A 15153-nucleotide genomic window follows, 5' to 3' on the forward strand; every position below is an offset into this window, starting at 1 on the left:
CGGCCCGGCGGGCGGGCCCAGTACCCTCGTGCGCATGCCGGTGAGCCTCCGATTCCGCCGCACGTCCGCCTCCCGCCGTCCCGCGCGGACCCTGGCCGTCGCCGCCGCGGCGGTCGGCGCCGTCCTGGTCGTGGCCGGCTGCTCGGACGCGCCGGACGACGCCGCGAGCATCGTGCGGACCACCACCAACATCGCCGGCGCGGGCGTGGTCGGCACCGACCGCGACACCGCTACGGCCTGCCCGCTGCCCAGCGCGCCCGACACCACCGGCGGCACCCGCGCGGTCACCCACACCGCGGGCGTCGCCCAGGTGCCCGCCGACCCGCAGCGGATCGTGGTGCTGTCCGCCGCGGCGCTCGACGCCGCCTGCGCCCTCGGCCTGTGGGAGCGGGTGGTCGGCGCCTCGACCCTGCCCGGCCCGCGCCCGCAGCCGATGTACCTCGGCACCGGGGTGCTGAAGGTGCCCAGCGTCGGCGTGCTCGGCGGTCAGCCGGACCCGGCGCAGATCGCCGCGCTGAAGCCCGATCTCATCCTCGGCGACGTCGCCCCGGCCGCGGGCTACGACGCCCTCGCCGCCCTCGCGCCGACCGTGCTGGTCGGCGGCTACGGCAGCTGGCAGTCCGACTTCGCCGCCTACGCGGCGGGCATGAACCGCGCCACCGCCGCCCGCGCCGCGCTCGACGCGTACCTCGCCGAGGCCCGCGACACCGGCATCGCGATCAACGCGAGCCAGTCCCAGGCGTCGGTGCTGCGCTTCTCCCCCACCGCGACCCAGGTCCAGGGCGCCGACACCTTCGCCGCGCAGGTCCTGTCCGACACCGGCGTGCAGCGGCCGACCGCCCAGCGCGCGGGCTCCTTCGACATCCCCGCGGGCGAGCTCGACACCGAGGCCGAGGGCGACATCATCTACGTGATGTTCGACAGCGCCGAGGGCGAGGACCACGGCAAGAAGGTCATGCGGTCGGACGAGTGGAAGAAGCTCGGCGCCGCCACCGACCGCCGCGTCTTCGCCGTCGACGACACCGTCTGGCACGCCCACGGCCTCACCGCCGCCCGCGCGGTGGTCACCGACCTGCGACGCAGCCTCAACGGCTACGTCACCGACTGATCCGGCCGCGACCGGCGGTCAGCCCAGGCGCACGGTCGCCAGCATGGCGCGGGCGAGGTCTTCGGGGTCGGCGGTCGTGGCCAGTTCGGAGCCGGCGAGGGCGCCCTCCTGCCACAGGCTGGCGAAGCCGTGGACCAGGGACCAGGCGGCCAGGCGCGCGGCGCGCTGCCGGTCGGGCGACGCGCCGGGGTCGAGTCCGGTGACGCCCGCGCGCAGCGCCGCCCCCGAACGGGTCCGGGCGGCGCGGAGTTCGGGGTCGTCGGCGTGCAGGACCTCGCCGCGGTACATGATCGCGAATCGGCCCGGTTCGGCCAGCGCGAACCGGACATAGGCGATCGCGACCTCGCCGAAATCGTCTCCCGCAGCCGCCAATTCGGCAGCGAGGCGGTCGAAGCCCTGCACGGCCAGCGCGGTGAACAGCCCGGCGCGGTCGCCGAAGTGGTGCGCGGGGGCCGCGTGCGAGACGCCCGCGCGCCGGGCGAGGGCCCGCAGCGACACCGCCTCGATGCCCTCGGCCGCGATCTGCTCGGCGGCCGATTCGAGCAGGACCGCGCGCAGATCGCCGTGGTGATAGCCGGTCTTGGTCATTCCCCGATCCTGGCCGACGAACTTGTCATTGACAAGTTCCCGCTCCGGTGCCAATCTAGTCAGTGTCAAGATTGGAGTTCCGATGGCCCCCTTCGTCGTTCTCGCCGCCGTCACCGTCCTCACCCGCCTGCTCGGCCTGCTCACCGACCTGAGCTGGCCCGACTCCTGGCCCCACGCGCTCGCCGCCGGACTCGCGGCGATGTTCGCGCTCACCGCCTCGGCGCACTTCCTGCCACCCCGCCGCGACGCCCTCGTCGCCATGGTGCCGCCGCGGCTGCCGAACGCGGCCGCGCTGGTCACCCTGACCGGCGTCCTCGAACTGGCGGGCGCCGTCGGGCTGCTGATCCCGGCGACCTCGGCGCTCGCGGCCTGGTGCCTGTTCGCGCTGCTGCTGGCGATGTTCCCGGCGAACGTGCGCGCCGCGCGCGCGGACGTGGGCGTCAAGAGCATGCCGCTCCCCGCCCGCACCGCGCTGCAGGTGCTGTTCCTTGCCGCGTGCGCGGTGGTGGCGCTCGGCTGACCTAGCCGTTCGGCCAGCCGCCGTTGTACTTGCTCGGGTCCTTGCGCTGATCGTCGTCGCCCGCCAGGTGCTGGATACCCAGCCGCTCGGCGAACAGGTGCCGCTGGGTGACCCAGCCGGCGACCGACAGCGCGATCCAGCACAGCGTCGAGGCGACCTGCTGCCAGCCCTCGGCGGGATGGCTCAGGAAGTTCAGCGAGTCGTCGAACCGGCTCACGCCGGCCAGGATCATGCTCGCGCCGCCGATCGAGGTCAGCCACAGCAGCGCCCGCGCCCGGAACTTGTCGGCCAGGAACGCGCCCGCCACGCAGACCGCGAGCACCACGATCATGCTCAGCGCCCAGTTCGGGTCGCCGGGCTGCAGCACCGCGGCCAGCTTCGCGCCCGCCATCGCACCGGTCAGGCCGCCGATGAAGTACGCGGAGAACTTGAACACCAGCGTCGTCACCACCCAGGCGGTGACCGCGCCGATCAGCGCGAACAGCAGCGAGGTCCAGAACGAGGTGGTGAACAGGTCGGTGATCAGCCAGCCGAGGCCGAAGCCGATCGCCAGGATCCCCAGGTGCACCGACCGGACCCCGTAGAAGCACAGCAGCAGGCCGACGATCGCGATCACGAGCCCGTTCATGGCGTCCCTCTCCACACCCCCGGCGACTGGTCCGCTCCCACGGTAAGCCCGGCCGCGGTCACGATGCGGCACCGACATCGGCCCTGTCCGGTGACGATCCGGTCCCGGAGACGCCGAACGGCGGCACCCGAGGGGCGCCGCCGTTCACTGCCGGACAGGACTCAGAAGTCCCAGTCCTCGTCCTCGGTGTTGACCGCCTTGCCGATGACGTAGCTCGAGCCCGAGCCCGAGAAGAAGTCGTGGTTCTCGTCGGCGTTGGGCGACAGGGCCGACAGGATCGCCGGGTTGACGTCGCACTCGTCCTTGGGGAACAGGCCCTCGTAGCCGAGGTTCATCAGCGCCTTGTTGGCGTTATAGCGCAGGAACTTCTTGACGTCCTCGGTCAGGCCGACACCGTCGTAGAGGTCCTGGGTGTAGTCGACCTCGTTGTCGTAGAGCTCGAACAGCAGCTCGAAGGTGTAGTTCTTGAGCTCGTCGCGCTCGGCCGCGGAGACCTGCTCGAGGCCCTTCTGGTACTTGTAGCCGATGTAGTAGCCGTGCACGGCCTCGTCGCGGATGATCAGGCGGATCATGTCGGCGGTGTTGGTCAGCTTGGCCCGCGAGGACCAGTGCATCGGCAGGTAGAAGCCGGAGTAGAACAGGAAGCTCTCCAGCAGCGTGGAGGCGACCTTGCGCTTGAGCGGGTCCTCGCCGTTGTAGTACGAGAGGACGATCTCGGCCTTGCGCTGCAGGTTGCGGTTCTCCTCCGACCACCGGAACGCCTCGTCGATCTCCTTCGACGAGCACAGGGTGGAGAAGATGGAGCTGTAGCTCTTGGCGTGCACCGACTCCATGAACGCGATGTTGGTGTACACCGCCTCCTCGTGCGGGGTCAGCGCGTCGGGGATCAGCGAGACCGCGCCGACCGTGCCCTGGATCGTGTCCAGCAGCGTCAGGCCGGTGAAGACCCGCATGGTCAGCTGCTTCTCCTCGGCGGTGAGCGTGTTCCACGAGGGGATGTCGTTGGACACCGGCACCTTCTCCGGCAGCCAGAAGTTTCCGGTCAGCCGGTCCCAGACCTCGGCGTCCTTCTCGTCGGGCACCCGATTCCAGTTGATGGCGCTAACCCGATCGATCAGTTTCATTCCGCCTCCACACCTTTCCGACCTCGCCCGACGCGCGACACACCCGTGCCTCACCCCGGAACACTACACCTTGTGGGCTCGATCAATTCGTGGCACAAGGGGTTGTGTCGCACCCGCGTTTCGCCCCGGCTCCGAACCGTCCCGCGCGCCCACGCGCGGCCCCCTATTGTGCGGCACGCGCCGAACCATCCAAACACCGACACCGCGGGACCACACGTTCCGGGCGACAGCGCACCGGTGTGCCACGCTCCCGCGTGCTACTCCGTCTCCTTCGGGTGTCCCGATCCCGCGAACACGACCCAGACAACACGGTTGACGGAATCGGGGCAGTACCAGATCCGGCCGCCGGCGGTTACCTCGTACTGCCACTGGGGCAGATCGCGTCCGCCGACCGCGCGTTTCGCGAACGGACCACGTAACCGATGTTGACGAGCCGGGTTCTCGGGGTCCTCGGGACGCTCGGTCAATACGATCCGAGCCTCCCAGGTATTGGATCGCGCGGACCGGCACAGGTCCTCCCATCCCTTGGCGGCTTCGGACGTCGCGAATCGCGCGTCCCAACCACCCGGCCGAGCGGGCGGGGTCACCCGATCGCCACGCTCGGCAGGCATCACTCATCCACCGGTGCGAGCACCGCGCCGAAATCACCTTCGATAGGTTCACTCAACGCTCTCGCCAGCGCCGGATCGGCAAAGACCGCTGCCGTACTACGCCATTCACGGATCGTCTGGGCGAGCACCGACCACTCTCCCAATTCCGCGGAGGCCTGGAAAGCACGGGCGAAGTCGTGGACGAACTGGCGGGCCGAGTCCTCGGGCAGCACATCCACCCAGGGAAACTCATCCACCAGAGCACGGGCGGCGATGTCGTGCGGCAGGTGCGCCAGCACATTGCGCAAGGCTCGCGCGGCGGTGACCGAGCCCTCGGACGCCGCCGTGACCTGGTCCTCGCGGACCAGCAGCAACGGCGCACCGTCTCGCCGACGCACCCGCACCGTTCCTTCGTCGGCCAGTTGCGCGACCTGTTTGGGATCTCGTTGCAGGTCGCTCCACTGCACTTCGGTGGCCATGCCACCAATTATGAATTTTTTCAGAAGTTGTGCCAAGTGCCGATCGGCATGCGACGCTGACGGCTGCTCCTGGCCGGCGCGACCCCTCCGCCCGGCCCACCGCGACGCGCGTGAATCGCCGCGCCGTTTTTGCGCGCCGACGGCCTCGCGGGGCACACTCCACGCGCGTGCCCGTCCGGGCACCAGCGGTTTTCGAGCATGGGGGTATGGATGTATCGCAAGCTCGTTCTCACCGTGGCGGCCGTGTGCGTGGTGGCCGGGTGTGGTGGGTCGGAGGAGACCACGTCGGCGGCGGCCGGGGCCGGGGCGCCGGACCCGGCGTTCTGGTCGGCCCCGGCGACGACCGAACAGCAGCGGGCCGCGGTGGCCGGGGCGGCCCGGCAGATCGACGTGTGCGCCCTGCTGCCGCGCGACGCGCTGGCCGAGGCCGGGGCGGTGCAGTCGGTCACCGGCGACTCGCTGTACTCGTGCGACGCGAAGCTGGCCGGCGGCACCACGCTGACCTGGTCGTCGATGGTGCTGCCCGATCCGGTGCCCGCCGATCGCGGCACCGAGAAGAAGATCGGCGACGTCGCGGTCCGCACGGTGCCGGGCACCGGGTGCGGGGTCACCGCCCGCTATCCGTCGGGCGCCGCGATCTACCTGGGCGCCACGACCACCGATCCGGCCGCGGCGTGCGGCGTCGCCGAGAAGCTGATGCCGGGCATGCTGAAGCGCTGGGTGGCCGCGCCCGCCCAGGGCACCGCGCCCGAGACGGTGCGCACCGCGCTGCTCGGCGCCGACCCCTGCGCGGTACGCGAGAAGCTTTCCGGCACCGAGGATCTGGGCCAGGTCCAGCTGACCGCGTGCGGTTTCCGCTACAAGGGCGAGGACGTCGTGGTCAATCTCGAGTACCGGGCGCGCCCCTACGTCGAGCAGGGCAGGACCGCGGTCCCGGTCGGTTCCCGGACCGCCTACCGTTCCGAGGTCCCCGAGGGGACCGCGATGAGCTCCTACGCCGCGGTGGTCGGACCGGAACTGCCCGGCACGGCCACGCCCGAGGCCACCGGGGGCCCGGCCCCGACGGGGCCGGTGGTCCCGGTCATCGACGTCATCGCCGGGTCGAACGCCGTCGCCGAGGAGGTGCTCGGCCAGGAACTGGCCCTGTTCCCCGCGCAGTGACACGCGGGTTTGCGCGGAGGTTGCCCGGGGCGGCAGACTCGACGGCGGGACGAGGCGATCGAGTCGCAGACGGGAGCACGGGATGGCGCGCAAGGTGCTGCTGGCCGTGGCCGTGCTCCTCGCCGCCGCCGGGTGCGGCGGCGATCCGGCCGAGTCGGCGGCGCCCGCCGGGCCGATCCGCCCGGCCGCCTTCTGGACCACGCCCGCCCCGGAAACCGCTGATCGGTACGGGGTGGCGCAGGCCGTGCGCGAACTCGACGTGTGCGCGCTGGCCCCGCGCGAGCGGCTGGCGAAGATCGGCACGGTCGGCGAGGTGACGACCGGCCTCTACACCTGCAACGCCGACCTCGGCGACGGCGGCGCCACCCGGCTGTACTGGTCGTCGATGTTGCTGGCGGACGCGATGCCGCCGGGCCGGGGGATGGAATTCCAGACCGGCGGCGCCGCGGTGCGGGTCGTGCCCGACCGGGAGCAGGGCACGCCCCAGGCCTGCGGGGCGACCGTGCGCTTCCCGTCCGGCGCCGCGTTCTACCTGGGCACGAGCGTGCCCGCGGGCGGCGACGCGTGCGTGATCGCCGAGAAGCTGGTCCCCGACATGGTCGCCAACTGGCTGGCGGGCCCGCCGCAGGGCACCTCGCCGGACACGCAGAAGACCGTCCTGCTCGGGGCCGACCCGTGCGCGGTGCGCGCGTCGCTGCCCGGGTCCGGCGAGGTCGGTCCGCCCCGGCTCAACGCCTGCCGGTTCGGGTACCGCGGCGAGGACGTCATCGTCACCTACGAGTACCGGGTGCCCTCCTCGCTCACCGCGCGCGGGCACGGTGAGCAGATCGACGGCAGGCCCGTGCAGCGTTCGGAATCCATCTACGACGCCACGATCCCGCTGTTCACCGCGGCGGTCGGGCCCGAGCTACCGCCCGGCACCACCGATTCCGGCCCCCGGATCCCGGTGGTGGAGGTCGCCGCGCGCACCGATCCCGTGGCGCGCGAGGTGATGGGCCGGGTGCTCGCGCTGTTCCCGGCCCGCTGACCCTCAGAGCCCGAGCACCAGCTTGGCGGTGGTGAAGTAGATGATCAGGCCGGTCGCGTCGACCAGCGTGGTGACCATGGGCGCCGACACCACCGCGGGATCGATCCCCAGCTTCTTGGCGAGCAGCGGCATGGTGCCGCCGATGGTGGCCGCCCAGCCGCAGATCAGCACCAGGGTGATCCCGACGACCGCGGCGATGGCCGGACCGACGAAGAACGCGCCGATGATCGCGCCCGCCCCGGCCAGCATGGCGCCCAGCACCAGGCCGACCCGGCATTCGCGCCAGATCACCTTGAACAGGTCCGAGACCCGGACCTCACCGACCGCCAGCGCGCGCACGCACGCGGTGGCCGCCTGGGCGCCGGCGTTGCCGCCCGCGCCGATGAGCAGCGGGATGAACAGCGCCAGGCTGGCCGCCTGCTCCAGGGTGGTCTCGAAGAACCCGGTCACGCTGACCGTCAGGGTCGCGGCCAGCAGCAACAGCAGCAGCCACAGCGCCCGGTAGCGGGCCAGCTGGAAGACGCCGGCCGCCATGTAGTGCCCGGCCCACGGCGCCGAGCCCGCCTGCTTGGCCACGTCCTCGCTGTCGGCGGCCTCCAGGACCTCCATGGCGTCGTCGATGGTGAGCAGCCCGACCAGGCGGTCCTCGCTGTCGACGACCGGCAGGTTGAGGATGTTGGTGGAGCTCATCAGGCGCGCGGCCTTCTCCGCCGAGTCCGCGGCGCGCACGAACACCGGCTCGGTGACCACGAGTTCGGACACGCTCGCCTCGGGGGCGTGCAGGACCAGCTCGCGCAGCTCGACGATGCCGGTGAGCCTGCGGCCGCTGTCGACCACCGGCAGGGTGTAGACGGTCTCGGCGTTGCCGCCCTTGGCCCGCACGGTGCCCAGCGCCTGGGCCACGGTGAGGTTTCCGGGCAGCGCGACGACCTCGGGGGTCATGTACAGCCCGACCGAGCCCTCCGGGTAGCCGAGCAGCGCCGCGGTCATCCGGCGCTCGCGGGGGCTGAGGCCGGCGAGGACCTTCTTGGCCACCTTAGCGGGGGTCTCGCGCAGCATGCGGGCGCGGTCGTCGGGGTCCATGGCCTCGACGAGGTCGCGGAAGCTCTGGTCGCGCATGCCCGCCAGGATCTGCTGCTGGTCGACCGGTTCGAGTTCCTCGAACACGGTGATCGCGCGGTCCTTGTCCAGCAGCCGGAACACCACGCCTGCCTGCACGGCGTCCATGCGGGCGAGCGCGTCGGCGATGACGTGCGGCGGGCGGTTGTCCAGCCAGTCGAGCAGCGCGTCGACGCGGTGGGTGCGCACGATGTCCTGCGACGAGGCCGACAGGACCGCCAGGGCGTCGGCCAGGGCGGCGTCGTCGACCGGGTCGGTGATCGTGTTCGCCTCGCGCGCAACGGCTTCCGGTTCGGCCGGCGCGACGGCGGTTGCGGTGGTCGGACGGCCTTCTACGAGATCGATCTGCGACATGACGATTCCTCGGACGCGGAGCTCCGCGCACACCGGTCGGCCCCGCGACGGGGGGATCGGCATGCGAACGGGAGTGGATCGGGTGACGATGACGCACCGCGGGCGTCCACCCCGGCGATTGTCACGCCCGGGACCGAGCCGGGACGATCAGCGACAGATCGAAGGGGCGACGCCGCGCGGCCTTCGACTGGGGGGTTCGCTGCGCATGCAACACCACCTCCTCGTCGCCGCTGCAGGTCGGAAGACCACTGCAGATCCGCTTCGTGTGCCTGGCACACCCCTCCACCTGCAGAGTACAGGTGAGCGCCCGATGTTTCACCTTGGCACTGGCGTACCACTGGTCACAGTGGTACCGGTCACCCCCGCGCGAGGCCGAATTCGCGGGCGACGTCCGCCCAGGTCGGCGTCGGCGTCACCCAGTCGGGAGCGGGCCCGGACTGCGCGCCGAACAGGTACAGCCGGGGCACGAGGCCGCGCAGGGCCCGGTGGACGTCGAGCCGGTCGTCGATCATGTCGGTGATGCCCAGCTCGGCGCAGTGCGGCGCCTTGCCCGCGCGGGTGCGGCAGAACCGCAGGTGCCCGGCGGGGACGCCGGTGCGTCCGGCGAAGTCGTGGTGGGCGAGCCAGTCGCGGGTGCGCCGCTCGACGCGGGGACCGCACTTGGAGATGACCCACACGCGCCCGCCGAACCGCTCGGTGAGCCGGGCGAGCGCCTCGAAGGCGCCGGGGCTCGGTGGGGTCCGCATCGCCTCGTCGTCGCCGCCGGACAGGAACACCGTGTCCGCGGCCCCCGGCGCGAGCGCCGCCCCCTGGATGACCCGGCCGAAATCCACGCCGAGCCTCGGTTCACGCATATCGTTCATACACGGCCAGCATGCCCGTCGCGGCCGTGCGGCCGCCACCGTATTTCGGCCGGTCCAGGATTCGGCGCGCCCCGCGCGGAACCGTTGCCGATCGAGGGTCCGGATGGCGAGAGTGGAGTGACACCTCGAACACAGAACAGGAGAAACCTGTGCGCTTCGGCATCTTCGTTCCGCAGGGCTGGCGGCTCGACCTGGTGGGAATCGAGCCCGCCGACCAGTGGGGGGTGATGCGTGAGCTGGCCCAGCGCTTCGACAACCTTCCGGCGTGGGAGTCGATCTGGGTCTACGACCATTTCCACACCGTGCCGGTGCCCACCGACGAGGCGACCCACGAGGCGTGGACGCTGATGTCGGCGTTCGCGGCCACCACCTCCCGGGTGCGACTCGGCCAGATGTGTACCGCCATGAGCTACCGCAACCCCGCCTACCTGGCCAAGGTGGCCGCGACGGTCGATCTCATCTCGGGCGGCCGCGTCGAGATGGGCATCGGCGGCGGCTGGTACGAGCACGAGTGGCGCGCCTACGGTTACGGCTTCCCCTCGGCCGGGAAACGGCTGGGCCGCCTCGACGAGGGCGTGCAGATCTTCCGCCAGGCCTGGCAGACCGGCCGGGCGACCCTCGACGGGCGCCACTACCAGGTCGACGACGCCATCGTGCATCCGAAGCCCCTGCAGGAGAACGGTATCCCGATCTGGGTGGCGGGCGGCGGCGAGAAGAAGACGCTGCGGATCGCCGCGAAGTACGCCGACTACACCAACTTCAGCGGCGAGCCCGCCGAGTTCGCCCGCAAGTCGGAGATCCTGCGCGAACACTGCGCGGAGGTCGGCACCGATTTCGGCGCGATCACCCGCAGTTCCAACTTCAACGCCGTCGTGGGCAGCACCGAGGCCGAGGTGCGCGAGCGCCTCGAGACCGTCGTCGAGCGCTACGCCGCGTTCCTGGGTCCCGACGACGCGCGGGCCCGCGTGCAGGAGCAGTTCGGCGCCAGCGCGGCCGTCGGCACGCCGGAGCAGATCGCCGAACGGCTCTCGGCGGTCGCCGGTCTCGGGCTCGAGTACGCGATCTTCAACTTCCCCGAGGCGGCCTACGACACCTCCGGGATCGAGCTGTTCGAACGGGAGGTGCTGCCCGCCCTCGCCTGAGGGCGCCGGGGGCCGCCCGTCACCGGGCGGTCCTCCTCGCGCGTCGATCCGGGTGGGCACCGATCCCGCCGAATCCGCGCCCGCGGCGCCCGGGGCGGGCTATGTTCTGACCCCAACGGATCTGGACAACCGTTCAACTGCACGGTCGGATCCGCCGGAACGAGGTCGGACGGGCATGGGCACACGCAGGGGCAGCACGGGGGCGCGGACATCGGGGCGGCTGTCGCGGCTGGCCGGCGCGGCGGCGCTGATCATCGCGACGATGGGCACGGGCACGCCCGCGGGCGCCACCCCGGCGACGCCGCTCAGCCCGCTGCACACCGACGGCGCGGCCCTGATCGACGGGCACGGGCGCACGGTGCTGCTGCACGGCGTCAACACGGTCGACAAGGACGCGCCCTATCTGTACCCCGACGACGGCTTCACCCTCACCGACGCCGACGCCGCCCTGCTGGCGGGGCGCGGATTCGACACGGTGCGGCTCGGGGTCTCCTTCGACGGGCTCATGCCCACCGAGGGCGTCGTGGACACCGCCTACCTCGACCGGGTCGCCGCGATCGTGGACCGGCTGGCCGCGCACGGCCTCTACACCCTGCTCGACAATCACCAGGACGGGCTGTCGGAGATCTGGCACGGCAACGGGTTCCCGGAATGGGCGATCCGGGCCCGACCCGCCGACGGCGAGCCCAACCCCGGCTTCCCGCTGTACTACCTGATGCCGAGCATGAACGCGGGCTGGGACGAGGTGTGGCACAACACCTACGGCGTCCTCGACCACCTCGGCACGGCGCTCGGCGCGCTCGCCGCCCGCGTCGACGGCCACCCGGGCGTCGCCGGCATCGAGCTGCTCAACGAGCCGTGGCCGGGGTCGGCGTTCCTGTCCTGCTACCCCGACGGCTGCCCGGACTTCGACGCGAGATACCAACGCGCCCTGCAGAAGCTGACCGACGCCGTCCGGGCGCGCAACGCCGCGGTGCCGGTGTTCTGGGAGCCCAACGTGACCTGGAACGAGACCATGCCGAGCCACCTCGGCAAGAACCCGCCGATCACCGGCCGCGGCATCGTGTTCTCCCCGCACGACTACTGCATCCCGAGCCAGCTCGCCATCTATCTCGGCCTGCCCGAGGAACTGCGCGCCCTGTGCGGCCCGCAGCAGGACAAGACCTGGGCCAACATCGACGCGTTCACCGCGCGCACCGACATCCCGACCGTGGTCACCGAATTCGGTGACGGCGACCCGACGGTCCTGCACAACACCGTCACCCGCGCCGACGAGCGCTTCACCGGCTGGCACTACTGGCACGTCCGCTCCGGCCAGGACCCGTTCCACGGCGAGACCGGCGCCCAGCTGGTGCGCACCTATCCGCGGGCGACGGCCGGGACACCCGACCGCATGGTCTACGACGCCGCCACCGGCGACTTCGCCTACCGCTACACCCCGCGCGCCGCCACGGCGCCGACCGAGATCTCGGTGTCCTCGCTCGCCTATCCCGACGGCTACGAGGTCCGGGTGACCGGCGGCACCGTCACCTCCGCCGCGGGCGCCGCGGTGGTCATCGTCGTCGCCGACGGCGCGGCGCAGGTCACCGTGCGGATCCACCGTCCCGGGTCGGCGGGGGCCGAGCTGCCCTCCGGGGGCGGCGGTGGTTCGTCCGCCGGGCTCCCGCGCCTGCCCACCGGGTCGGCGGGCTGAACCTCGCGCGGGCCCGGCCCCACGTCACCCGCGCACGCCGTGCGCGAATGTCGCGGTGGCATCGCCCGATTCGACGCGCTGCTCTACCGTGGCGGTATGACCGATCAGGGGGAACGGCAGCGTGAGCACGACGCGCTGAGCAAGCGCTACGTGCGTGATGACGACGGGGGGCTGCGCTTCGTGCCGACGGGCGCGGAGGACCCGGGGCGCCGGGTGGCCGATGTCGTGATCATCCGGGCCGACGGCTCCGAACCGGTACTGCTCACCCTGTGTTCGATGCTGCTCGACATCGCGTTGCATCTAGCGATCGGCGGCGCGGTGGGCGTCGGGCTCGCGGCCGGGGCCGGACTCGGCGCCGCGGCGGCGGGCTGCGCGGGCGTGCTCGCCTGGATCGCGGCGTCGTTCACCCACCGCACCCTGATCCAGTGGCGGTGGGGCACCACCCTGGGCAAGGCGCCGTTCGGCCTCGCCCTGCGGGCGGCCGACCACTCGGCGCTGTCGTTCGGCCGCCTCGTGCGGCACTGGTTCGTGGGCGCGTTCCACGCGCTGGCCTGGATCCTGCTGCCCTGAGGACCCCGCGACGAGACGAGGGTGCGGTTCCCGGAGGAACCGCACCCTCGCCCGCACATCGCGTCAGAGCATGCAGCTCACGCAGTTCTCCACTTCGGTCCCCTCGAGGGCCATCTGGCGGAGACGGATGTAGTAGAGCGTCTTGATGCCCTTGCGCCAGGCGTAGATCTGGGCCTTGTTGAGGTCGCGGGTGGAGGCGGTGTCCTTGAAGAACAGGGTCAGCGACAGGCCCTGGTCCACGTGCTGGGTGGCCGCGGCGTAGGTGTCGATGATCTTCTCGTAGCCGATCTCGTAGGCGTCGTCGTAGTACTCGAGGTTGTCGTTGTCGAGGTACGGCGCCGGGTAGTAGACGCGGCCGATCTTGCCTTCCTTGCGGATCTCGATCTTCGACGCCACCGGGTGGATCGAGCTGGTGGAGTGGTTGATGTAGGAGATCGAGCCGGTCGGCGGCACCGCCTGCAGGTTCTGGTTGTAGATGCCGTGCTCCATGACCGAGGCCTTCAGCTCGCGCCAGTCGTCCTGGGTCGGGATGCGCACCCCGGCGTCGGCGAAGAGCTGACGGACCTTGTCGGTCTTGGGCTCCCACACCTGGTCGGTGTACTTGTCGAAGTACTCGCCGCTGGCGTACTTCGACTCCGGGAAACCGCCGAAGGCGGTGCCGCGCTCCTTGGCGATCAGGTTCGAGGCCCGGATCGCGTGGTAGACGACGGTGTAGAAGTAGATGTTGGTGAAGTCGATGCCCTCTTCGGAGCCGTAGTGGACCCGCTCCCGCGCCAGGTAACCGTGCAGGTTCATCTGGCCGAGGCCGATGGCGTGGGACTCGTTGTTGCCCTGCTCGATCGAGGGCACCGAGTAGATGTGGGTCTGGTCCGACACCGCGGTGAGCGCGCGGATCGCGGTCTCGATGGTCTGGGCGAAGTCCGGCGAGTCCATCGTCTTGGCGATGTTGAGCGAACCCAGGTTGCAGGAGATGTCCTTGCCGACCTTCGCGTAGGACAGGTCCTCGTTGAACTCCGACGGCGTGGAGACCTGGAGGATCTCCGAGCACAGGTTCGAGTGGGTGATCTTGCCCGCGATCGGGTTGGCCCGGTTCACGGTGTCCTCGTACATGATGTACGGGTAGCCGGACTCGAACTGCAGCTCGGCGATGGTCTGGAAGAACTCGCGCGCCTTGATCTTCGACTTGCGGATGCGCTTGTCGTCGACCATCTCGTAGTACTTCTCGGTCACGTCGATGTCGGCGAACGGCTTGCCGTAGATGCGCTCGACGTCGTACGGCGAGAACAGGTACATGTCCTCGTTCTTCTTCGCCAGCTCGAAGGTGATGTCGGGGATCACCACGCCGAGCGAGAGCGTCTTGATGCGGATCTTCTCGTCCGCGTTCTCCCGCTTGGTGTCGAGGAAGCGGTAGATGTCGGGGTGGTGGGCGTGCAGGTACACCGCGCCCGCGCCCTGCCGCGCGCCGAGCTGGTTGGCGTAGGAGAACGAGTCCTCGAGCAGCTTCATGATCGGGATGACGCCGGAGGACTGGTTCTCGATCTTCTTGATCGGGGCGCCGTGCTCACGGATGTTGCTCAGCAGCAGCGCGACGCCGCCGCCGCGCTTGGACAGCTGCAGCGCGGAGTTGATCGAGCGCCCGATGGACTCCATGTTGTCCTCGATGCGCAGCAGGAAGCACGAGACGGGCTCGCCGCGCTGCTTCTTGCCCGAGTTGAGGAAGGTCGGGGTGGCCGGCTGGAAGCGGCCGTCGATGATCTCCTCGACCAGGTGCCGGGCCAGGACCTCGTCGCCGCCCGCCAGGGTGAGCGCGACCATGCAGACCCGGTCCTCGAAGCGCTCCAGGTAGCGCTTCCCGTCGAAGGTCTTGAGCGTGTAGGAGGTGTAGTACTTGAACGCGCCGAGGAAGGTCGGGAACCGGAACTTCTTGGCGTAGGCCTGCTGGAACAGGCTCTTGACGAACTCGCGCGAGTACTGGTCGAGGACCTCGGCCTCGTAATAGTTCTCGTCGACCAGGTAGTCCAGCTTCTCGTCCAGGTTGTGGAAGAAGACGGTGTTCTGGTTGACGTGCTGCAGGAAGTACTGGTGCGCGGCCTCGCGGTCCTTGTCGAACTGGATCTTGCCGTCGGGACCGTAGAGGTTCAGCATCGCGTTGAGGGCGTGGTAGTCCATGACCTCGCCGGAGCTCTC

At 70.8% G+C, this 15153-nt stretch carries 14 protein-coding genes; 7 read left to right on the forward strand and 7 right to left on the reverse strand.

All coding sequences use genetic code 11. The annotated features are described in order from the left end of the window. The first annotated feature begins 34 nt into the window (after positions 1-34). On the forward strand, positions 35-1108 hold the full coding sequence (locus ON36_RS19510) for an ABC transporter substrate-binding protein (protein ID WP_043655514.1): 1074 nt from the start codon (positions 35-37) through the stop codon (positions 1106-1108). Positions 1109-1126: 18 nt separating this feature from the next. On the opposite strand, the gene ON36_RS19515 is transcribed toward ON36_RS19510, so the two are convergent. Continuing rightward, positions 1127-1696, reverse strand: coding sequence for a TetR/AcrR family transcriptional regulator (locus tag ON36_RS19515; RefSeq protein ID WP_043655517.1), 570 nt, complete (start codon positions 1694-1696; stop codon positions 1127-1129). 82 nt (positions 1697-1778) lie between these two features. Between ON36_RS19515 and ON36_RS19520 the strand changes: the two genes are divergently transcribed. Next, on the forward strand, positions 1779-2216 hold the full coding sequence (locus ON36_RS19520; protein ID WP_043655519.1) for a DoxX family protein: 438 nt from the start codon (positions 1779-1781) through the stop codon (positions 2214-2216). Between the two features lies 1 nt (position 2217). Here the strand turns inward: ON36_RS19520 and ON36_RS19525 are convergent, their stop codons facing one another. The 3 genes from ON36_RS19525 to ON36_RS19535 all read right to left on the reverse strand — a co-directional run bounded on the left by ON36_RS19525 (position 2218) and on the right by ON36_RS19535 (position 5037). Next, positions 2218-2844: an ABC-2 transporter permease gene (locus tag ON36_RS19525; protein ID WP_043655521.1), complete on the reverse strand. Its 627-nt coding sequence runs from the start codon at positions 2842-2844 to the stop codon at positions 2218-2220. Positions 2845-3005: 161 nt separating this feature from the next. Further along, positions 3006-3968 carry a class 1b ribonucleoside-diphosphate reductase subunit beta gene (gene nrdF, locus ON36_RS19530; RefSeq protein WP_043655524.1) on the reverse strand — a complete coding sequence of 321 codons (963 nt, stop codon included), beginning with the start codon at positions 3966-3968 and terminating at the stop codon, positions 3006-3008. Positions 3969-4578: 610 nt separating this feature from the next. Further along, on the reverse strand, positions 4579-5037 hold the full coding sequence (locus ON36_RS19535) for a hypothetical protein (protein WP_043655526.1): 459 nt from the start codon (positions 5035-5037) through the stop codon (positions 4579-4581). A gap of 210 nt (positions 5038-5247) precedes the next feature. Here ON36_RS19535 and ON36_RS19540 point away from each other — a divergent pair, with 210 nt between their 5' ends. Beyond that, positions 5248-6198 (forward strand): hypothetical protein, encoded by a 951-nt coding sequence (locus ON36_RS19540; RefSeq protein WP_043655529.1) that lies wholly within the window; start codon positions 5248-5250, stop codon positions 6196-6198. Positions 6199-6280: 82 nt separating this feature from the next. After that, a complete protein-coding gene (locus ON36_RS19545; protein WP_043655531.1) occupies positions 6281-7225 on the forward strand; it encodes a hypothetical protein in 945 nt (314 codons plus the stop codon). Between the two features lie 3 nt (positions 7226-7228). Here ON36_RS19545 and mgtE read toward each other — a convergent pair whose 3' ends face one another. Both mgtE and ON36_RS19555 read right to left on the reverse strand, forming a co-directional pair. Next, entirely contained in the window at positions 7229-8698 is a 1470-nt protein-coding gene (gene mgtE / locus ON36_RS19550; protein WP_083885244.1) for a magnesium transporter, read from the reverse strand. 356 nt (positions 8699-9054) lie between these two features. Beyond that, positions 9055-9561 (reverse strand): hypothetical protein, encoded by a 507-nt coding sequence (locus ON36_RS19555; RefSeq protein WP_043655534.1) that lies wholly within the window; start codon positions 9559-9561, stop codon positions 9055-9057. 149 nt (positions 9562-9710) lie between these two features. Here ON36_RS19555 and ON36_RS19560 point away from each other — a divergent pair, with 149 nt between their 5' ends. From ON36_RS19560 to ON36_RS19570, 3 genes are all read left to right on the forward strand, one after another. Then, complete coding sequence (locus ON36_RS19560) at positions 9711-10703, forward strand: LLM class F420-dependent oxidoreductase (protein ID WP_043655536.1); 993 nt, start codon at positions 9711-9713, stop codon at positions 10701-10703. A gap of 175 nt (positions 10704-10878) precedes the next feature. Beyond that, complete coding sequence (locus tag ON36_RS19565) at positions 10879-12396, forward strand: endoglycoceramidase I (protein ID WP_083885245.1); 1518 nt, start codon at positions 10879-10881, stop codon at positions 12394-12396. Positions 12397-12492: 96 nt separating this feature from the next. Next, positions 12493-12966 carry an RDD family protein gene (locus ON36_RS19570; protein WP_043655539.1) on the forward strand — a complete coding sequence of 158 codons (474 nt, stop codon included), beginning with the start codon at positions 12493-12495 and terminating at the stop codon, positions 12964-12966. Positions 12967-13029: 63 nt separating this feature from the next. Here the strand turns inward: ON36_RS19570 and nrdE are convergent, their stop codons facing one another. Beyond that, positions 13030-15135 carry a class 1b ribonucleoside-diphosphate reductase subunit alpha gene (nrdE, locus tag ON36_RS19575; RefSeq protein WP_043655542.1) on the reverse strand — a complete coding sequence of 702 codons (2106 nt, stop codon included), beginning with the start codon at positions 15133-15135 and terminating at the stop codon, positions 13030-13032. Positions 15136-15153: the final 18 nt, after the last annotated feature.

The organism is Nocardia thailandica NBRC 100428, from assembly GCF_000308795.1.
Taxonomy (GTDB): domain Bacteria; phylum Actinomycetota; class Actinomycetes; order Mycobacteriales; family Mycobacteriaceae; genus Nocardia; species Nocardia thailandica.